The 20,339-nt window shown below is 43.1% G+C and carries 19 protein-coding genes; 3 read left to right on the top strand and 16 right to left on the bottom strand.

Annotation, left to right across the window (positions count from 1 at the left end):
* Window positions 1-43: 43 nt before the first annotated feature.
* From adcA to O3655_RS05550, 14 genes are all read right to left on the bottom strand, one after another.
* On the bottom strand, window positions 44-1,549 hold the full coding sequence (gene adcA, locus O3655_RS05485) for a zinc ABC transporter substrate-binding lipoprotein AdcA (protein ID WP_049479836.1): 1,506 nt from the start codon (window positions 1,547-1,549) through the stop codon (window positions 44-46).
* 9 nt (window positions 1,550-1,558) lie between these two features.
* Entirely contained in the window at window positions 1,559-2,365 is an 807-nt protein-coding gene (locus O3655_RS05490) for a metal ABC transporter permease (RefSeq protein WP_247936304.1), read from the bottom strand.
* On the bottom strand, window positions 2,358-3,062 hold the full coding sequence (locus O3655_RS05495) for a metal ABC transporter ATP-binding protein (RefSeq protein WP_001269482.1): 705 nt from the start codon (window positions 3,060-3,062) through the stop codon (window positions 2,358-2,360). Before O3655_RS05495 ends, O3655_RS05490 begins: the two co-directional genes overlap by 8 nt.
* Window positions 3,062-3,502, bottom strand: a complete 441-nt coding sequence (adcR, locus tag O3655_RS05500) for a zinc-dependent transcriptional regulator AdcR (RefSeq protein ID WP_308697302.1) — start codon at window positions 3,500-3,502, stop codon at window positions 3,062-3,064. Before adcR ends, O3655_RS05495 begins: the two co-directional genes overlap by 1 nt.
* Before the next feature lie 147 nt (window positions 3,503-3,649).
* Window positions 3,650-5,701, bottom strand: a complete 2,052-nt coding sequence (gene nt5e / locus O3655_RS05505) for a cell surface ecto-5'-nucleotidase Nt5e (protein ID WP_308697303.1) — start codon at window positions 5,699-5,701, stop codon at window positions 3,650-3,652.
* A gap of 142 nt (window positions 5,702-5,843) precedes the next feature.
* Window positions 5,844-7,112: a D-alanyl-lipoteichoic acid biosynthesis protein DltD gene (gene dltD / locus O3655_RS05510; RefSeq protein WP_084880339.1), complete on the bottom strand. Its 1,269-nt coding sequence runs from the start codon at window positions 7,110-7,112 to the stop codon at window positions 5,844-5,846.
* The gene (gene dltC / locus O3655_RS05515) at window positions 7,105-7,344 is read right to left on the bottom strand and encodes a D-alanine--poly(phosphoribitol) ligase subunit DltC (RefSeq protein ID WP_000351972.1); all 240 of its coding nucleotides are present in this window, start codon (window positions 7,342-7,344) and stop codon (window positions 7,105-7,107) included. Before dltC ends, dltD begins: the two co-directional genes overlap by 8 nt.
* Before the next feature lie 13 nt (window positions 7,345-7,357).
* A complete protein-coding gene (gene dltB / locus O3655_RS05520; protein ID WP_000970394.1) occupies window positions 7,358-8,602 on the bottom strand; it encodes a D-alanyl-lipoteichoic acid biosynthesis protein DltB in 1,245 nt (414 codons plus the stop codon).
* The gene (gene dltA, locus O3655_RS05525) at window positions 8,599-10,149 is read right to left on the bottom strand and encodes a D-alanine--poly(phosphoribitol) ligase subunit DltA (protein WP_247923917.1); all 1,551 of its coding nucleotides are present in this window, start codon (window positions 10,147-10,149) and stop codon (window positions 8,599-8,601) included. Before dltA ends, dltB begins: the two co-directional genes overlap by 4 nt.
* A gap of 20 nt (window positions 10,150-10,169) precedes the next feature.
* Complete coding sequence (locus tag O3655_RS05530) at window positions 10,170-10,301, bottom strand: teichoic acid D-Ala incorporation-associated protein DltX (protein ID WP_251464117.1); 132 nt, start codon at window positions 10,299-10,301, stop codon at window positions 10,170-10,172.
* 224 nt (window positions 10,302-10,525) lie between these two features.
* Window positions 10,526-11,230: an MIP/aquaporin family protein gene (locus O3655_RS05535; protein ID WP_371641214.1), complete on the bottom strand. Its 705-nt coding sequence runs from the start codon at window positions 11,228-11,230 to the stop codon at window positions 10,526-10,528.
* Between the two features lie 70 nt (window positions 11,231-11,300).
* Window positions 11,301-13,127 (bottom strand): type 1 glycerol-3-phosphate oxidase, encoded by a 1,827-nt coding sequence (gene glpO, locus O3655_RS05540; RefSeq protein ID WP_084856452.1) that lies wholly within the window; start codon window positions 13,125-13,127, stop codon window positions 11,301-11,303.
* 51 nt (window positions 13,128-13,178) lie between these two features.
* The gene (glpK, locus tag O3655_RS05545) at window positions 13,179-14,687 is read right to left on the bottom strand and encodes a glycerol kinase GlpK (protein ID WP_049520559.1); all 1,509 of its coding nucleotides are present in this window, start codon (window positions 14,685-14,687) and stop codon (window positions 13,179-13,181) included.
* 156 nt (window positions 14,688-14,843) lie between these two features.
* The gene (locus O3655_RS05550; RefSeq protein ID WP_308697307.1) at window positions 14,844-16,271 is read right to left on the bottom strand and encodes a helix-turn-helix domain-containing protein; all 1,428 of its coding nucleotides are present in this window, start codon (window positions 16,269-16,271) and stop codon (window positions 14,844-14,846) included.
* 164 nt (window positions 16,272-16,435) lie between these two features.
* Here O3655_RS05550 and hslO point away from each other — a divergent pair, with 164 nt between their 5' ends.
* The gene (gene hslO, locus O3655_RS05555; protein ID WP_308697308.1) at window positions 16,436-17,308 is read left to right on the top strand and encodes an Hsp33 family molecular chaperone HslO; all 873 of its coding nucleotides are present in this window, start codon (window positions 16,436-16,438) and stop codon (window positions 17,306-17,308) included.
* On the top strand, window positions 17,295-18,275 hold the full coding sequence (gene dusB / locus O3655_RS05560) for a tRNA dihydrouridine synthase DusB (protein WP_162285022.1): 981 nt from the start codon (window positions 17,295-17,297) through the stop codon (window positions 18,273-18,275). The genes hslO and dusB overlap by 14 nt, the downstream gene beginning before the upstream one ends.
* A gap of 64 nt (window positions 18,276-18,339) precedes the next feature.
* Here dusB and O3655_RS05565 read toward each other — a convergent pair whose 3' ends face one another.
* Window positions 18,340-19,023 (bottom strand): hypothetical protein, encoded by a 684-nt coding sequence (locus O3655_RS05565; RefSeq protein ID WP_308697309.1) that lies wholly within the window; start codon window positions 19,021-19,023, stop codon window positions 18,340-18,342.
* Between the two features lie 263 nt (window positions 19,024-19,286).
* Between O3655_RS05565 and O3655_RS05570 the strand changes: the two genes are divergently transcribed.
* Window positions 19,287-19,517, top strand: a complete 231-nt coding sequence (locus O3655_RS05570; protein WP_000933131.1) for a hypothetical protein — start codon at window positions 19,287-19,289, stop codon at window positions 19,515-19,517.
* A gap of 48 nt (window positions 19,518-19,565) precedes the next feature.
* Here the strand turns inward: O3655_RS05570 and O3655_RS05575 are convergent, their stop codons facing one another.
* Window positions 19,566-20,339, bottom strand: coding sequence for an NUDIX hydrolase (locus O3655_RS05575; RefSeq protein ID WP_000785841.1), 774 nt, complete (start codon window positions 20,337-20,339; stop codon window positions 19,566-19,568).

Consider the following 20,339-nt stretch of genomic DNA (forward strand, 5'->3'; position numbering starts at 1 on the left):
TTCTAGCAAAAAATCCCGCAGATTTGCGGGATTCTCTCTTGCATCAATGCGCCAACATTTCTTGGGCGATTTCTTGGCCAGATAGGTTATCTGGGTAGTAGGTTGGCCAGTTATCCATCTCTTCAAAGAGGGCTTCTTGGCTAGTACCTCCAAAGAAGATATGGAAATGTTCTGCCTTAACTGGGGCGATATTGTGGTCACTAAACTGAACATACTTGAACTGTCCAGCGTCCGCATCTGTCGCTTCAAAGAGGAAACGCACGCCACGATTGCCTTTCTTATAAGTCAAGATTTTCTTGCCGACATACTTGTAGGTGAATTTCTTGCTTTGGCCACCTTGAACAAATTCCATAGTGTTGTCAGTGATGTTGATCTTAGTCACATCTGTCTGATAGCCTTTTCTATAGTAAGCCTTGTACTCATCTTTGGTCATCTTGCCAGTCAACTTAGCCTTGTAGTCAAAGACTTGATCAAAAGTTCCATCCTCAAGGAAAGGATAGACAGATTGCCAGTTACCAACATAGTCACTCAAGGTACGGTCCTTGACATCAGCATCCTCAAAGTAACCATTGTGAACTGTCTTGGTATTTTCTTCCTTCTCTGGCTCGATTTCTGGTCCTTCTTGGTCTGTTGTTTGTTTCAAAGCCTTGAGGTTTTTCTCCATCACGGAGATATAGTCCTCACCAGCCTTGGTTGCTTCTTCTGTCAGACTTTCTAGCGGATTGAGCACGTCTAGTTTGACACCTGTTTCTTTTGAGAGTGTATTGGCGAGGGCTTGTGAGGCATTTTCTTCAAAGTAGATATAAGAAATCTTGTTTTTCTTAATATACTCTGTCAATTCTGCCAAACGTGCTGCTGATGGTTCTGCATCTGGTGAGAGACCTGAGATGGATACTTGCTTGAGACCGTAGTCCAAGGCAAGGTAGTTAAAGGCAGCGTGCTGTGTCACAAAGCTCTTTTGTTTAGCTTGAGACAAGCCATCTGTGTAGGCCTTGTCCAAGGCTTGCAATTTTTCGATATAGGCAGCCGCATTCTTCTCAAAAGTCTCTTTTTTATCAGGATAATCTGCTGACAAGCTGTCACGGATATGCTCTACCAGTTTGATGGCGCGTGCTGGTGAAAGCCAAACATGGGGATCGTAGTCGTGATGGTGACCCTCGCCACCATGATCATGCCCTTCCTCTTCTTCCTCACCACCTGGCAAGAGGAGCATATCACCTGTCGCCTTGATGGTTTTCACTTTTTTCTTATCCAAGGATTCTAACAATTTTGGAACCCAAGTTTCCATGTTTTCATTTTCATAGACAAAGGTATCTGCGTCTTGGATTTTGGCAACTGCCTTGGCAGACGGTTCGTACTCATGGGGTTCTGTACCAGCACCGATTAGAAGTTCTACATTAGCAGTATCTCCTGCGACTTGTTTGGTAAATTCGTAGACAGGGTAAAAGGTTGTCACGATATTGAGTTTCCCATCTGCCTGTTTTTGATTGGAACAAGCCACTAAAAACAGGGCACATAGACTAGCCAGTAGTAAGCTAATTTTTTTCATTTCATTCTCCTATTTGATAAAACGTTTCAGTAGACTGACTAACAAAAAGACAGCTACAAAGATAATGGTGATACTAGCGCTAGCAGGTGTTTCCGCATAGTAGGAAATATAAAGTCCTGCCACCATTCCCAAAAAGCCAATAGCGCTGGCTAGTAACATAACGGATTTGAAGTTTTTCCCCAGACGAAGGGCAATACTAGCTGGTAAGACCATAATGGTCGACACCAAAAGAGCTCCTGCTGCTGGAATCATAAGGGCAATGGCCACCCCTGTCACCATGTTAAAGAGGATAGACATGGTACGAACTGGCAAGCCATCCACAAAGGCCGTGTCCTCATCAAAAGTCAGGATATACATTGGTCGCAAGAACAAGAAAGTCAAGAGTAAAACGATTGCCGCAATGGCAAAGAGGAATATCACCTGCTCCTGGCTAATGGTCACAATCGAACCAAAGAGATATTGGTCCAAACTCATGGAGCTCGAACTTTTCCCCTTACTCATCACGATAAGAGACACTGCAAGTCCTGTTGACATGAGGATGGCAGTCCCGATTTCCATAAAGTTCTTATAGACTGTCCGGAGATACTCTAGAAAGACCGCAGCGATCAAGACAATAGCAATGGTTGAAATGGTTGGAGAAATTCCCAAAACCAGACCAAAGGCTACTCCTGACAGAGAAACGTGACTGAGGGTATCGCTCATGAGACTCTGACGACGCAAGATAAGGAAGGTCCCAAGAACTGGAGAAAAGAGACTCATGGCAATGACCGCCAAGAAGGCACGCTGCATGAAGTCATAAGATAACAAACTAAGCATGGTCCACCTCCTGGTCGCTTTCGTGAACGTTGAAACAACGCCATGGCGAATCTTGGTTACGAACTAGATGAATATTGCGATCCGCATAGTCCTTGACTTCCTCAGGGTCATGGGTAATCATCAAAACAGCCTTGCCATGATGGTGGGCACTATGGTGCATGAGTTCGTAAAATTCATTTTTGCTTCCAGCATCCATCCCTGTCGTCGGCTCATCTAGGACAAAGATATCTGGGTCAGAAGCAAACATCCGTGCAATAACCGCCCGTTGTTTTTGCCCACCAGAGAGGGAACCAATCCGTTTATCACGGTGTTCCCACATACCAACTGAGTCTAGACTAGCCTTGATATGCTCCTCATCATGGGCATTCAAACGACGGAACCAACCCTTTCGCGGATAGCGACCCGACTTGACAAACTCATAAACTGTACTCGGAAATCCAGCATTAAAACTGGCAATCTGCTGGGGAAGATAAGCTATCCTAAGCTTTTTCCCATGAGTATTTGTCTTTGAGATGGTTACCTTGCCAAATCTTGGCTGCAAGATGCCTAGACTCGCCTTGATCAGCGTCGTCTTGGCAGCTCCATTTTCACCAGTCAGGGTGACAAACTCCCCGCTATCAACACTGTAGTTGATGTGCTCGAGGACAGGTTCCTTGTCATAATAGAAAGACAAGTCCTCTACTGTAATATACCGCATTATTTGATTTCTCCTACTAAAGCAGTTAAAAACCGCTGGATAACTTCTTGTTCATCTGGAGTAAACTGACTTGCCACTTGTTCATAGGCTAAGAGCGTGTGTTCATGATGATGGTGGTGTTCTGCCGCTACTGGTCGAGCTAGCTCTGTCAGTTTGTAAAAGATCACACGCGCATCCTTGGGATCTCTGGATGTTTCTAACATACCCTCTTTGACCAAAGACTTGATAGCCTTGGTCACTGCCGCCTGGCTGACATTGAGGCGACGAGCCAACTCCGAGTTGGTTAGGGATTCTTCCGACAAGAGCATGAGGATGTGTTCCTGAGTATTGGTCAAGGCTACGTCACTTGTGCAATGCCCGATCAGAATTTCATGCTGATTCTCAGATCTCAAGATCACCTCGTTTAAAAAGTTATCGATTTCCTGTGCAAGCTGTCTCATGTGTTACTCCTTCCCTAGCTATCTTTTCGTAAAAAACATAGATAGCCACCGATTCTTTACTGGTTAATTATATCATAAACCAAAAAAGAGTCAAGGGAAAAAGGCGTAAAAACGTTTCCCTAGACTCTTCTAGATGTGAAATTTAACCTATTTTAGCTTTGGTTTTCGGCTCGATAAGATACCTGCCAGACCAGCTACCATTCCCATCAAGAGCAAGAAGATGGATTGTTCACTTCCTGTATTTGGAAGAGCTTTTTCTGAGACAACTGCCTTCTTGCTAAATTGACCTGCCACCTCATAAGTAAGTGGTACATTTGTAGTCGCATCGCTAGCAGCTGCATTCGTTTGAGGCGTTTCTACTGGCAGACTAAAGGTTTTAGAATCCACAGAAATCGTCCGTGAGTTCGGATTGATCTTTTCATACTGGGCCAAATCAGCGGTTTTCAGATACTCTTCAAAGGCTGCATCCATAGAAGGACCTTCTTCTCGCGCACCACCTAACATCGTGTAGCCATCGCCACCCGCAGCTAGGAAATCATTGGTTGCAAGATAGTAGGTTTTTGTGAGGTCTAGGAGATCATAACGACCAGTCGTGCGGTTTTTGACCTGGATGGCCAAGACACGTTTACCTGATGGTAGGTTGGTATCATAGTAGACCTTCACACCTGAAACTTGCAAGAAGCCACCACTTGGCTCTAACAATGGTTGTCCGTTCTCATCCAAGACCTTCTTGCCATCCTTATCGACCTGCAAGATAGATCCGAGTGATTTTTCAAACATATCCAAAACTTGTTGCCCCGTCACTTGGATTTGTGAGATGGTATTTCCAAATGGAAGAACCGCAATGACATTTCCTTTAGTGATTGGTTTGCCTTTTGCAATGGTTTCACGCAAGCCACCACCATTTGTCACAGCGATGTCTGTCGGATGGCTAAATCCTGTCTGACCGTACTGATAGAGGGAGTCTGCTACGACGTTTCCGAGGTTGGCTTCACGAACCCGAACATTTTCACGATCTCCGTTGAGTTCTACAGGGCTGTTTGAAACGACTTCAATAGCATTTTCAGCATCGTATTTTTGTTTAATGTCTTTGACTAGTTTTTCAACTGTTGGATTGGCTGGTAATTTTTTAGCATCAGCAGCCGGAATCTGAGTTGGATTGCCCAAAAGCTGACGTGATTTGTAGGTGATTTTTCCTACATTATGAAGGTAGCTTCCTGTCTGGTTATAGGTAACATTGTCTCCATAGGTCGTTGATTCTACTGTATGAGAGTGACCATCGATTACTGTTACGCGTTTCCCTTTCAAACGAGGATTTTTAGACAAGGCTTCTGCCAAAGTTGAACCACGCCATTCTACTGGGGTTGTGGTATCCACACCCAAGTGAGCCAGCACAACATAGTGTTTATAGTCCTTACCTTCTGCACGCGCCTTGGCTTGAACTTCTTCGATGACCTTATTGACCTCTGAGATTGGATCTGTAAAGGTTACCCCTTTGACATTTTTAGGGTGAGTTTTGGTTGCTGTTTCAGGTGTTGTCACGCCGATTACAACAAACTCATCACCTTCCACAGTCTTATCTTTATCAACGATTGTGGAAGCTTCAAAGAGACGAGCACCATTGACGTAGGTATTTGAACTAAGTAATGGGAATTTCAAGATTTCCTTGTATTTCTTAGCTTCGTCTAAACCAAAGTCAAACTCATGATTTCCTACTGCCATGGCATCATACTGCATCTGATTAAGAATTTCAGCGCGTGCTTCACCCTTTGTAGAGTTGGAAATCGGTAAACCTTGAAAAGCGTCTCCCGCATCAACAACCAGAGTATTTTGATTTGATTTCGCGCGTTCCTGCTCAATGACAGTCGCTAACTTGGCATCTCCAATTACTCCCTTTTCCTCTACAATACGACCATGAACATCATTGGTGTGTAAGATAACGGTGTCCTTTTCTTCGCTTTTAGGAGATTCAACAGGAGCTAACGGAGCTTCTGCAGGTGCAACTGCTTCTGAAGTTGCCGAAGTTTCCGGTACCGCAGGGCTCTCAACAGGAGCTGGAGTCGCCGACGTAGCAGGAGTCGCTACGACAGCTGAACTTTCTGCAGGAGTTGTTGCTTCTTCAGCATAGACTTGTCCAGCTAAGAAGGCTGGAGCTAACAGGGCTGTCGACAAGACAGGTAACAAAGAACGTTTGTTCATTTTAAAATCCCTTTCTTTTCTTTTTCTCTTTTATATTATACGCTATTTCTAAAAATTTTGAAACTTTTGACCTATTTTCATCTTAAATATTCGCCATTTAAACAAAAAAGCTTGGGTTTAAATCCCAAACTTTTAGCTTATTTTATTGGAAATCTTTGATATTCCCATCATAGGTCGCCCAGTCCTTGCTAAAGAAGCGGTCATTCATCTTATAGTCTGGAGCTGGAGTCGGATCCGTCAAGAAGGGATTGACAACCTTATCAAAAGCCAACCAACCCAACCAACCAATATGAATGGTGTCCTTGACAAAGTACGGATCTCCGCCTTTTTTAGAAAAGTCAGCAATGTTGGTGAAACCTTGACTTTCTAACTGGTAACGAATTTTCTCCACTGCATGCTGGTACATCTCTTCACTGAGCCCTGTGTACTCCATCCACTTCTTGTTAACCGGCTGAATAACAAAGAGTACATTGACATTCGACTTAGCAAATTGATTGAGGACCAGCTGCAAATCATTGTACTCGGAGGACTTGAGGAAGTTGTAATTTTTTTGATACCCTTCCCATTTTTTTAAATCCTTTTGAATCTCTCTCGTATAGAAATGATTTTCCATCCCCATATCGTTATTGGTCGTATTTGCTTCTGCGTCCTTACGAACAATTTTTTCTAACTCATCATAAGAAAATTGATCCGGAAGATCTTTTAAATAGTTCTCCACGTGTTCCTTGTACTTGAGTTGTCCTCGAATGGAGAATTGTCCAAAGAGAGCGGATTGTTTTTCGTTGAATCGCGCAAAAATATCAATAGCAACCTGATCAACATCTGATAATTCTTCACCCTTTGACAGTTTTTGAACAATGCTTTTTAATGCAACATTAGGATTCTGCTTTAACAATCGAATAGCCGCATGCTTTGCAGCAGTATCACCAGATTGATTTCCCAAAAAAGCTGTCAATTGGTCGCTGTTAAAAAATCTCTGAAACGCTGCGGGTTCATAATCTGTCTCCGTAAACCACTGAGGCGAAATCACAAATACAGCCTGCTTATTCTCTATTTCTGGCAAAATTTGCTGTAGACCAAAATATTGATTGAGAGAGGCTGCTCCTGCTTGACCTAGAAAGTAAGGACGATAGGGACGATGATATTTTTCCGCTAAAACAGCTGGATGGACACTATCAAATCGAATCCATTCACTGGACCCTAGAAAAGGAATAAAACGCATATTTGGATCCGTAAGAGCCCTTACCTTTTGGCTTCTCTCTTTAAAACTCTCTGCACTAACAGAAGCCGCCGAGTATTTTTCCTCCGTCAGATTATGGCTTGTTGTACTTGGATAAAAAAAGATGAGTAGAAGAACCAAAAATCCAGCAATGAAGATAGGCCCGAAGATCAGCCACAAGCGTTTAAGCATTCTTCAACTCCGTAATACCTTCTACGATTTTATTAGCCGTATTCCAGTCATCACGACCGAACTCCGTCACTGGAACACGAATGTCAAAACGGTTTTCAATCTCAACAATCAATTCAACCGTTCCCATGCTATCCAAGACACCGGCATCAAAAAGATCTTCATCCATCATGTCAGAAACATCTTCCATAAACAACTCATCAATAATTTCAATAACTTCTGATTTGATATCCATTTTTTATATCCTTTTATTTTTTAAACCATAAATCATTCAAAAATCCAGAAAAGATTAAGAATGAAACCATCACGACATGGAAGGTGACAACCATGCCAAGCAACTGAATCCAGCGATTCTCAGGTAAGGAACCCTTTCCAGCTTTTTTCCGTTCTTTATTGAGCGCTTTTTTCTTACGAACCCAAGCGTCATTGATGACCAGCCCAATCCCATGAAAAAGTCCGTAGGCGATGTAGTACCAGGTCACACCATGCCAAAATCCCATAATCAGCATATTGAGAATATAGGCTACACTTGAGGTCACATTGCGATTTTTAAAGACCTTCTTTCTGGTCAACACCATGACCATCCGCATAAAGACAAAGTCACGGAACCAGAAAGACAGACTCATGTGCCAGCGATTCCAAAACTCTTTTAAATCCCTTGACAAAAAGGGCTTGTTAAAGTTGACAGGACTATGAATACCCATCAAGTTTGAAATGGCTAAGGCAAACATAGAGTAGCCCGCAAAGTCAAAGAAGAGCTCCAGACCAAAGGTGTACATGACCGCTAAAGCGTAGAGGTTAAAGAAACCACCTGTCTGCAAGGCCAAATTTTTCAGCGGAGGCAATAATGTCTCTCCTAAAATGTGAGCCAAGATAAACTTGTAGAGGAAGCCAAGCATGATATATTTGACAGCCTCTTCTAGCATATCCATCAGCTCATCCCGCTCAGGAATGGTCTCGTAATTTTCATTGAAGCGTTTAAAACGATCAATAGGACCACTTGAGAAAGTCGGCATAAAGAGAAGAAAACGTAAGAATTGCCAAATCGTTAAATCCTTGATGACACCGTCTCTCAACTCAACGATAACCCCAACTGCACGAAAGGTTAAGTAAGAAATCCCTAAAAATCCAAACAAAGATTGAGGTCCATGAATAGCAGGAGATACTTTCACAAAGACAATAGGCAATAGGGATAGAAAACTAACCAGGTAAAATATCCATTTACTATCCCGTTGTTTCCTGTACCTTTTGTAGAAAGATACAAGAAGTACTTGCCAGATAACATAAAGGATCAAAGCGCTTATTTGATTCGTCTTTCCACCAACCAACATGGTGACGATAAAGAAGAGACTAACGAGCACCTCGTACAAGGCAAAACGTTTCTTGAAAAAAAGACCGATAAAGATAGGTAAAGTTGCAACAATTACGTATAAAAAGTACTGAAGATCACCATAAGGTTCCAAATGAGGTAGCTGTTTATAAAGCTCCATCATCTACTGTTTACCTCGTTAATCAAGCTCTTGATATCAATTTTACCATTAGGCGTTAGCGGCAAACTATCTCGATAAAGAAACTTAGAAGGCATCATATAGGACATCATGATATCTGCTAAGTCTTCCTTGATAGCCTTGGTAATATCGATATCACGCTCAAACTGCTGACGGACACCGTCCTTTAGGATGACATAGGCCAGTAGATTTTGTACCTTGTGGTCCTTGTTATAACGTGGGACAGCAACAGCAGACTCGATAAAGCGAGACTTGTTGAGGTTTTGAGAGACATCTTCAAGCTCAATGCGATAACCATTAAACTTAATCTGGAAATCCATTCGTCCACCATAGAGAAGCAAGCCCTCATCTGTCATGGTTCCTACATCCCCTGTGTGGTAGGCTGGAAGACCTTCGAACTCAAAGAAAGCTTCTGCCGTTTTTTCAGGATTATTCATATAGCCTTTTGAAACAGCTGGTCCAGAAATGATGATTTCTCCCTGTTCACCATTTGGAACTTTCTTACCTTCCCCATCAATGATAAAGGTCGGAGAATCCGCCTTGGTATAGCCGATTGGCAGGCGTTTGAGAGTCGCCAACATCTCATCAGTGACGGCAACTGCTGACAAAGCTACCGTCGCTTCTGTTGGTCCGTAGGCATTGATAATACGGGCATTTGGGAATCGCTCGCGCAGTTTTTGAGCAGTTTTGACCGTCAATTCTTCACCATCAAAGTAGAAATGCGTGATTCCTGGCATTTTCTCACTATTAAAGTCTTCTGACAACATGGCCATATCTGCAAAGGACGGTGTTGAGGTCCAGATAGCAATGGGCAAGGAAAAAATTGTCGCAAAGAGTTTTTTGAAGTCCTGAGTAATGGCTGAAGGAAGAGCGAAAAGCGTACCACCCAGTGCCAAGGTTGGCGCCCAATACATGACAGATAGGTCAAAAGAATAAGGGGGCTGAGCCAGCATTTGTGGACGACTTGGCGTCGCAAATTCCTTATCTGTAATCATCCAGTTGGTAAAGCTGAGGAGATTATCCTGGGAAATCTGCACTCCCTTAGGCTTACCAGTCGTACCAGAAGTAAAGATGATGTAGTAGTTGTCATCCCCCTTGACTGGATGGGTCATCTCGTAGCTGGAAGCTTGAGCAAAAGCTTCATGGACTTGCTCCAAATTCAGCATCGCTGTGCTAGTTTGCTCTAATGGAAAATCTGAGATGGCAATAATCAAGCTTGGCTCTGCAACTTCTACGATAGCAGCTACCCGTTCCAAGGCCGAATGGCTATCAATTGGAATGTAGGCATGACCTGACTTAGTTAGCGCTACAAAGGTAGCCAACATCTCATATTCCTGTCCGCCAAAAACGACGACTGGAGATTTCTCAGGCAAGCCTAGTTGGTCGATAGCTGCAGCCAAACTATCCGAATCAGCCTTCAGATCACCATAAGTATGTTCTTGACCTAAAACATTGTAGACAGGATATGTTGGTTGCGTTTGAGCAAAGTGCTCAATCGTTTCAATCATATCTTTTATCGGTTTATTAAACACTGTTCCTCTTCTCCTTTAAACTAGAACTCATTATAAATAAAGGTGCCTTGGCTCTGACCAAGGTAACTAAAAAAATAAAGCAAACCAAGCAAGATTACAAAATATAGAGCCGTCCGGTCTAAGAATACATGTAAATTTCGTTGTTTTTTCATAAGCTATCCATTAATATATTGTTTCTATTAACTATCAGTATGTATTGTTAGCATCTTATCTTCCTAACATTTTACCACTTTATCAACCTTTTTTTCAACTGTTTACCATAACTTAAAAATTGGTTTTAGCTTATTTTAAGATAAGTTAAAATATTAATGTTTTGGCCATCAAAAAAGAGCCTGAGATTTCCATCTCAAACTCTGTTGCCAATCACTCTTTTATTTTAGAAAAGTGAAAATACGAGAACTGCTAGGGTCGCACCAACAATAGGCCCCACAACAGGAATCCAAGCATAAGACCAGTCCCCATCTCCCTTGTTTTGAATTGGAAGAAGGCTATGCATAATACGAGGACCGAGGTCACGAGCTGGGTTCAAGGCATAACCAGTTGTCCCACCTAGAGAAAGACCGATACCGACAATCAAGGTCCCCACTGCAAAGGTTCCTAGCCCTGCTTGAAGGTCATAGAGACCCAAAGCAAAGATTGTCAATACCAAGACAAAAGTCCCAAGGATTTCACTAATCAAGTTTGACACAGTATCTTTGATAGCTGGTCCAGTGCTGAAAGTTGCTAGAATATTTCCTGCATTTTCTTCTGCTTCATAGTGTGGTTTGAATTGCAACCAAACTAAAATTTGAGCAAGCATCGCTCCAGCGAACTGAGCTAGGATATATGGGAATACTGAAGCCCAAGGCAAGTCACCTTTTAAGGCTACACCAAGCGTCACAGCTGGGTTTAAGTGTGCAGGACTAAGTTTGCCAGATACAAAGACGGCAACCGCAACGGCAATCCCCCATCCCATAGTGATGACAATCCATCCTGAATTGTTACTCTTGGTTTTGGGAAGAACCACACCTGCTACAACACCATTTCCTAGGAGGATAAGGATTAAAGTCCCCAAAAATTCTCCAAATAATTCTTTCATCATATCGTTGTCTCCATTTAAAAGAAGGAGAGAGAAGGCAAGGAAGGCTCGTCTCCCTCTCTTCTAGTTTTTCTTAATTTTTTAATGCCGCTAGATCGTTTTGAGCAAGAGCTGCTTCGACATCCGCACGGTAGGCTGCTTTTTCTGCTTCTGTCCAATCATAGAATCGTCCCATTTCATCCAGAACAGGCTCCACAATGCTATCCAAACTATCACGCATAAAGAGCATGTGGTTGGTACGGCGAAGGAGGAAGTCAACTGGGCTCAGAGCCAACTCATTGCGCATTGCATAGTGAAGGGACAAGGTATCTGCCAAGCTGAGTCCTGGCGCTTGTTCCAAGCTGTGAGCAAGGGCAAAGACTTTCGGTGCATTTGAACCGTAAAGATTTGCGAGATACTGGGCTTCCTTGCTATCCAAGCCACGTGAAACTCCAAGTTGCGCAAAGGCTTCAATTTCTGAGTCCACATTTGCTGGGTTCAATTCTCCACCTGAAACAGGATAAGTCTTAGAGTTGATCAGTTTAAAGCTACGGTCAAATTCGGCTTTGAGGATGTCAACCACGCGCTCCATAGCTCCTTCAGCCATCTTACGGTAGTCTGTGATTTTACCACCAGCAAGGGTCAATAGGCCATTGTCATCACGATCCAAGCTCGAACCACGAGAAACTGCAGATGGATCCAAATGTTTCTCAGATGTGCTGCTTTCAAGCTTGCTGACAGCAGATTCAACATCTTCACGCGTTTTTTCTTTCGAGAGATAAGCTTCGACAGTCGCAATCAAGCTATTGAAGCTCTCATCGCTAATAGTTCCGTTATTTCCACCATTATAGTCAGAAGCGCTATTGCCTGCGATCAATGGACGAAGACCAGCCCAACTGCTTTCAATATCATCAACGGTAATGTTTGCTTCTGGGAAGCGGTTGTTGACAATGCCAAGTAGATAATCTACATCTTCCTGCGTCACTTTTGGATGTTCCAAATCGCCTGTGTAGTCTGTATCCGTTGTACCAAAGTAAGTCTTGTTTTCACGTGGGAGGACAAAGACCATCCGGCCGTCTCCCAAACCTGTATCAAAGTAAACTGGCTGTGAAACCTTGATCTTGCTTGAATCCACTACCAAGTGAACTCCCTTAGTTGGGCGCATTTGTGAGAATTGGGTTCCCTTATTGGACAAATTACGTACCTTGTCGCTCCAAGGACCTGTTGTGTTAATCACCAGACGAGCCTTGATTTCAAAGACTTGGTCTGTCAACAAATCACGAGCTACAACACCAGTAATCTTACCGCTTTCGTCAAAGAGGAAGCCTTCTGCCTTAACGTGGTTGGCAATGAGGGCACCGTCTTGGTTGGCACGTTTGATATTTTCAATCACAAGACGCGCATCGTTGTTACGGAAGTCAAGGTAAACCCCACCTCCTACCAAGCCTTCTTTCTTCAAGTTTGGCTGGCGTTCCAAGACTTCTTCTTTGCTCAAGACCTTGTTAGCAGCTGGCGTATTGCTGACACCTGCCAAAAGGTCGTACAAGTCCATGGCTACTTTGAGACGGAAGAGGCTAAAGGTCGCTCCATCTTCATCGTAAACTGGCAAGAGCATTGGATCTGGTTTTGGAATATGTGGAGCGATTTGTTGAACCACTGCACGTTCAGAAACTGTATCTGAGACCACTTCCACATCAAATTGCTTGAGGTAACGCAGACCTCCGTGGACCAATTTTGTTGAACGGCTTGATGTTCCTTCTGCGAAATCCTGCATTTCAATCAAACCAGTGTCAAGACCACTAGCTGCCGCCTGCAAGGCTACACCAGCTCCTGTAATCCCTCCACCGATAATCAAAAGGTCCAGGGTGCGTTCCTGCATTTTTTTAATTGATAATTCACGTGTTTTCTTTGAAAATTCCATATTTACACACTTTCTAACTGAGTCGCTTTATTCTCCCAGTATTAGTTGTTATTAGTCATCGATTTCCGCAAAGACTTGCGTTGCTTTCACAGCCTTCTTCCAGCCCTTGTAGAGTTGTTCCTTGCGCGATTCGTTCATCGATGGTTCGAAGAGTTCTCCTGTCTCATTCAAGAGTTTCAACTCATCCAAGTCCTTCCAGTACCCCACTGACAATCCTGCCAGGAAGGCTGCACCTAGGGCAGTTGTTTCCAAGTTTTTAGCACGGGCAATATCGATTCCCAAAATGTCAGCCTGAAACTGCATGAGGAAGTTGTTCATGGCTGCACCACCATCCACCTTCAAGACTTGGATAGCTGTCTGCGCATCCACTTGCATAGTGTCGATGATGTCACGCACTTGATAAGCGATAGATTGCAAGGTTGCCTTGATAAAGTCTTCTTTGCTTGTTCCACGAGTTAAGCCAAAGACCGAACCACGAGCATTTTGATTCCAGTATGGAGCCCCTAGACCTGTAAAGGCAGGTACGACATAAACTTCGTCATTGTTGTGAGAATTGAGAGCATATTTTTCAGACTCTGGTGAATTTTCAACCATGCGAAGTCCATCACGAAGCCACTGAATGGCACTTCCTGCGATAAAGATAGAACCTTCCAAGGCATAGTAAACCTTGCCGTTGATCCCATAACCAATCGTTGTCAAAAGGTTGTTTTCAGACAACTGCATCTCTTCACCAGTGTTCATAATGATGAAAGAACCTGTTCCATAAGTATTCTTGACCATACCAGGTTCAAAGGCCAACTGACCGAAGAGGGCTGCCTGTTGGTCCCCAGCCATACCTGAAATTGGCACTTCTCCACCGTAGAAATGGAATGGAGCAGTCTTGCCGTAGATTTCAGAGTTAGAACGAACTTCTGGGAGCATAGCCTTAGGAATGTTGAGGATTTCCAAAATCTCATCATCCCATTTGAGTTCTTTAATGTTATAAAGCATGGTACGGGCTGCATTGGAGTAATCCGTCACGTGAGCCGCACCGTCAGTCAATTTCCAAACCAACCAAGTATCGATCGTACCAAAGAGCAATTCTCCTTTTTCTGCTCGCTCTTGAGCGCCTTCTACATGGTCCAAAATCCAACGAACCTTGGTAGCTGAGAAGTAAGCATCGATGATCAAACCAGTCTTTTCATGGAATTTTTCTACATAACCTTGGCTTTTTAGTTGCTCAGCCAAAGGTGCTGTCTGGCGAGATTGCCAAACAATCGCGTTGTAGATAGGAAGCCCTGTTTTCTTATCCCAGACAACCGTTGTTTCACGCTGGTTGGTAATCCCGATGGCTTCGATTTGATTTGGCTTGACACCACTTTCGATGAAAGCACCCGCAATAACTGACTGAACAGAGTTCCAAATTTCATTGGCATTGTGCTCAACCCAACCTGCTTGAGGGAAAATCTGAGTAAACTCTTTTTGACTAGAGCTAACCTTTTCTCCTTTTTTGTTAAAAATAATGGCACGAGAACTTGTAGTTCCTTGGTCAATAGCCATGATGTATTTTTCTTGTGACATGTGCTGTCCTCCTGATAAAATCTTGAGGGGGTTCCTCTTTACAGTAACTAGTATACAAAATAAAGCGCTTTCTTGTTTATCAATTTTTTTAAAATTTTTAAAAAATGTGAGGAGATTGTGCGAATTTCACAAAAAAGACCTGAAAATTCAGGCCTTTTAAGCAAAGAGCATCTGACGAATCTTCGCCAAATCCTCCATATCCAAATCATTTTTCAAATAGTAGACGGGTGTTTGTTCTTTCTTATGGATAGGGTTGTTAGTAATCAACAAATCATAATGTCGACTAGGGTCATAGGCTTCAATAGTAATGAAACGATTGTATTCCAAATACCGTTTCAAAATGGCAGCCATCCTAGAAAAGACAAGGAAACCAGATGTCAAATCCAGACCAATACTCATATGTTGGCCACCATTTTCTGCCATATACTCTATCAACTGAAGCCATTCCCAGAGAATTTTCTTATCCAAATCCGTTCCCTGATGAAAGGCTGACAAGATATGAAAAATTCTCTCTGCAGTCCCTTTAAAATCATGTTCCATCAGCAAATAGGGATGGCGATTCTCTGTCTGGTATCTGTACTGATCTTGCAAGATATAGCCCTTGTATAGATAAACTTGACCACAGAGCTGACTGAGTTCATAGGTGACATGGTCCTCTGTGTAGTCCCCCAGCAACTCCTCTTTCTTCATCTCTTGAATCAATTGCGTCAGCAAATCGGCTAACTGCCCTCCGAAACCAAGGATATACTCCATAGTATGAAGGGGCAAAATACGATGGGAAAGGAGAAATGAAAAGAATACCATCATCTCACCGTCCTCAGTTCCTAGAGGGATATGTTGCCCAGCAAAAAAGGACGGAGCCTTTCGAAGCAAACGAACGTAGAAAATATTGTTAAAATACCCTCGCATTTTTTCTTCTATGACTTGAAACTGACAGGCATTGACCCGAAGACGCTGTTGACTGATGTGAGCCCAGAGAACCAAGTCCAATTTCTGACCTGAAGACAAGCTAGTACCGCAGATTTCTTCTAGGGTAGCAATCTCTTGTTTTCTCTCAGCTTTCTGCATGTGACCTTCCCACTCCTGACTGGACCAAATCTTGCGGAAAAGGCAGAAATAAAAGTAACGAATCTGATGCTCTGGACCTCGCCAACGACCATTTTGGATGGATAAGTCAAACTCTGACAAAATATGATTTAGACTAGCTAAGTGGCGACCAAGCGTGGCCTCGCTAATCATCAGTTCTTGAGCCAGTTGATGGGCTAAGAACTGTTGGTGATAGAGAAGGTAAACCAAAATTTGGTACTTAATGGCATTGTCTAGAAACAAGCTCCGAATCTCTCTCCCCTTTGTGGCAGTACCGACAGACAGACGCAGGCTTTCATCATCCAAGTGGATGGTCAGCTCTAACCCTCTTTCCAAGGCATTTTCGTTAATCAGAGAGATGTACTTGGTTAGAGTCGCCTTTGAAAAGCCTGTTTCTTCCAGGGCTTCCTTGACGGTTGTCTGCGAATCTTGTAACAGAAAGGAAAGGACTAAAAATTGGCCAGATTCGGCTTTTTCCATCAAATCACCTAAATACATTTGTTACCCCTTTCATTTTCTCCTTCAAGCATAGCATAAATCTTTCAAATGCTGAAATAATCTGTTTCTCATTTTATTTTAAGGTTGATTTCCTCGTCATTATTCCACAGAAACAGCAAACACACAGCTCCCCCTTTGGGCATTTTTATGCTAAAATAGTAGCTATGGATAAAATTATTAAAACTATATCAGAAAGCGGAGCCTTTCGTGCTTTTGTCCTTGATAGCACTGAAACCGTCCGCACTGCTCAAGAAAAACATCAAACTCAAGCCAGTTCAACTGTCGCACTTGGTCGCACCCTTATCGCTAGCCAAATTCTCGCAGCCAATGAAAAAGGAAATACCAAACTAACAGTTAAAGTTCTTGGAACAAGCTCTCTCGGTGCCATCATCACGGTCGCAGATACCAAGGGAAACGTCAAAGGCTACGTTCAAAATCCAGGTGTTGACATCAAAAAGACTGCAACGGGTGAAGTCCTTGTCGGACCTTTTGTCGGCAATGGCCAATTTCTCGTTATCACAGACTATGGTACTGGAAATCCCTACAACTCCATGACTCCCCTCATCTCTGGGGAAATCGGTGAAGACTTAGCCTACTACCTGACTGAAAGTCAACAAACACCTTCAGCAGTCGGCCTCAATGTTCTTTTGGATAAAGATGACAAGGTCAGAGTTGCCGGAGGTTTCCTTCTCCAAGTATTGCCAGGGGCCAAGGAAGAAGAGATTGCCCGCTTTGAAAAACGCATCCAAGAAATGCCAGCTATCTCAACCCTTTTGGAAAGCGATGACCATATCGAAGCCCTTCTCAAGGCCATCTATGGTGACGAATCTTACAAACATCTATCTGAAGAAGAAATCCGTTTCCAATGTGACTGCAGCAAAGATCGCTTTATGAACGCTCTTGCCAGCCTTCCAAATTCAGACCTTGAGGAAATGAAAGAGGAAGACCACGGGGCAGAAATCACTTGTCAATTCTGCCAAACAACTTATAACTTTGATGAAAACGACTTGGAGGAACTCATTCGTGACAAATCTTAATACATCTTTTATGATTGGCAATGTTGAGATTCCCAATCGTACTGTTTTAGCACCCATGGCTGGCGTGACTAACTCAGCCTTTCGTACCATCGCAAAAGAGCTCGGTGCAGGACTTGTTGTCATGGAAATGGTCTCTGACAAGGGAATCCAATACAACAATGAAAAAACCCTGCACATGCTTCATATCGATGAAGGCGAAAACCCAGTTTCTATCCAACTTTTTGGTAGTGATGAAGACAGCCTCGCTCGCGCAGCAGAATTCATCCAAGAAAATACTAAGACCGATATCGTCGATATCAACATGGGCTGCCCAGTTAACAAAATCGTGAAGAACGAAGCTGGCGCTATGTGGCTCAAGGATCCAGACAAGATCTACTCTATTATCAACAAGGTCCAATCTGTCCTTGATATCCCCCTCACTGTCAAAATGCGCACTGGCTGGTCTGATCCATCCCTAGCCGTGGAAAATGCCCTCGCTGCTGAGGCTGCAGGTGTCTCTGCCCTCGCTATGCACGGCCGTACCCGTGAACAAATGTACACAGGTCACGCAGACCTTGAGACTCTTCACAAGGTTGCTCAAGCTTTGACCAAGATTCCATTTATCGCAAATGGTGATATCCGTACGGTCCAAGAAGCCAAACAGCGTATCGAAGAAGTCGGGGCTGACGCTGTCATGATTGGTCGCGCAGCCATGGGAAACCCCTATCTCTTCAACCAGATCAACCACTACTTTGAAACAGGAGAAATTCTCCCTGACTTGACATTTGAAGACAAGATGAAAATCGCCTACGAACATTTGAAACGCTTGATTAACCTCAAAGGAGAAAACGTAGCCGTTCGTGAATTCCGCGGTCTCGCTCCTCACTACCTCCGGGGAACATCTGGAGCTGCCAAACTTCGTGGAGCCATTTCACAAGCTAACACCCTAGCAGAGATTGAAGCCCTCTTGCAATTAAACAAAGCATAATAGAAAAAACCGTAACTCGCTTGGAGTTTACGGTTTTTTAGATTCTAGGAAAACCTAGATACTATTATTGAATCAAGGCAACGCTTGAAACTTTACCATCCGCACCTGTTGTAATTTGGATGATTTTTCCTCCACCGATTTTGGCATTATACTTGCCATCATCAAGAGTGTAAGAGTAGCCTCTGATAGAATAGTTTTCTTTCTTTCCATCTGCAGTTTCTACTGTGAATTGCCCTCCTGATGAAACCGTAATCGTTTCGCCATTCGCTCCCTTCCAGTTACCTGCTGCAGCTGAGAAGTCACCATCCACCATGGTTAAAACTCCCTTGTAGCGTTTGTTGTGTTCTGCCTGCTTATCTTGAAGTTTGCGGTCAGTTGTTGGATCATAGTTTGACTGGTTAGACTGGGCTTGAGAACCTTGTTGAGTTGACGGAGCCTGAGAAGGGGCTTGTTGACTAGGAGCTGCTTGTTCTTGTCTTGATTCAGGTGCTGGTTTCGCTTGTGACTGATCTGCCGTTGTAGAAGACTGACCAGAAGATGCCTGAGCTTTTTCAGATGAAGCTGAGCTTGAAGATTTTTGTGTCTTGCTTTCTTTGCTAGAAGAAGCTGCTTTAGAACTTGATGATTGACTTGTCTTTGCAGAGCTACTGGTTTGAGTGGATTCGTTTTTATTTCCACAAGCTCCTAGTAGCAAGGTAGAAGCCAATACAGTCGCTGCCATCAATTTGATATAGGTTTTCTTTTTCATTTTTCTACTCCTTTGTAACATTTTTGAAATGTTAGGAAATCTTTTTGTAATATAATTGTAACATTGAGCCTTGAATCTGTCAACTATTTAGAGAAACTATTTTAAAAAATTTCTCTCTACTATTTCTATTCGTAATAAAACAGAAAAATAGAAAATTTTTTAGATAAGAGTCCTATTTTTACATCACCTTTGTGTAATCGCTTGCATTGTGTTAGACAAAGGAATATAATAACATTGAAATAGAATATAGGAGGTATGCTCTTATGCTAAATAAGTATTACAAGTATCTTCCTTGGTTGATTTTGGGAACAATTGGCTCTTATCAATCAGCCACTTACTATGCGCGAACTGCATTTGATGTCTTCTATCTGACTATAATCTTTATGATTGTTTATATCGCTTTGTTATTTTTACATGAGAACTATCTCAAGTATCGATACAAAGACTTTTTTACTCACCTGTTGAGCAATTCTAAGAAAGATAGCCATTCATAAAAATGATGATAAATAAAGAGGTCGGGAACTTTGTCCCGACCTCACTTTTTATTTCAATCGATAGGTTTTTCTTGGTTTCTTTTTAGGCACTCGTTTGAGGCCGACTTCTTCTACATATTCGCCGTATTTTACGAGAAAGTTATTGCTGACGATGGGCCGACCGGGGTTGATGAGATTGACTAGTTCGGTTCCTTCATAGACAGTGAACTCCTCCTCCAGAAGATAAAGGAAGGTCGGATTCCAGTCGAGACGGCCTTGGATTCGTTTGATGGATTCTTGGATAATGGCATAATGGTCAAAGGCGAAGGCTCTCTCGTCCAGCTCGACTCCCTCAAGGTAGCATTTACCTGTCTGGAAATCAACATCTACAAAAACCACATCCTTGGCATCGTCACCTGCCTGAACGAGGTCTAAGGCACGACTAGGTAGGTACACTAAGTGGGCAATGGTCACTGTCCAGCCCCGTGGATCACGACCGGGGGTCGATACCGTCATCAATTGCTCGATTTTCTCCAAAGGTAGATCGAGATTGACTTCTTCTCTCACCTCGCGCTGACAGGCATGTGCAGCATCTTCTCCCTTGTCCATAAAGCCTCCAACCAAAGCCAAACAGTTTTGATAAGGGTGAGCCTTGCGACGGATTAGCAGGAGCTTGATCTTTCCTTCGACAAAGCAGTAGGCTACCATATCCACTGTCACACTTGGTTTTTCATATTGAGGGAGTTCCTGCTTGTAGTACCAGTCTAAAAACTCCTCCTGACTGGCATGGATTTCATAATATTCTTTTTCCGTCATCCCGGCTGGAATCTTTGTGTCTGCCAT

Source organism: Streptococcus sp. 27098_8_70, from assembly GCF_041432215.1.
Classification (GTDB): domain Bacteria; phylum Bacillota; class Bacilli; order Lactobacillales; family Streptococcaceae; genus Streptococcus; species Streptococcus oralis_CP.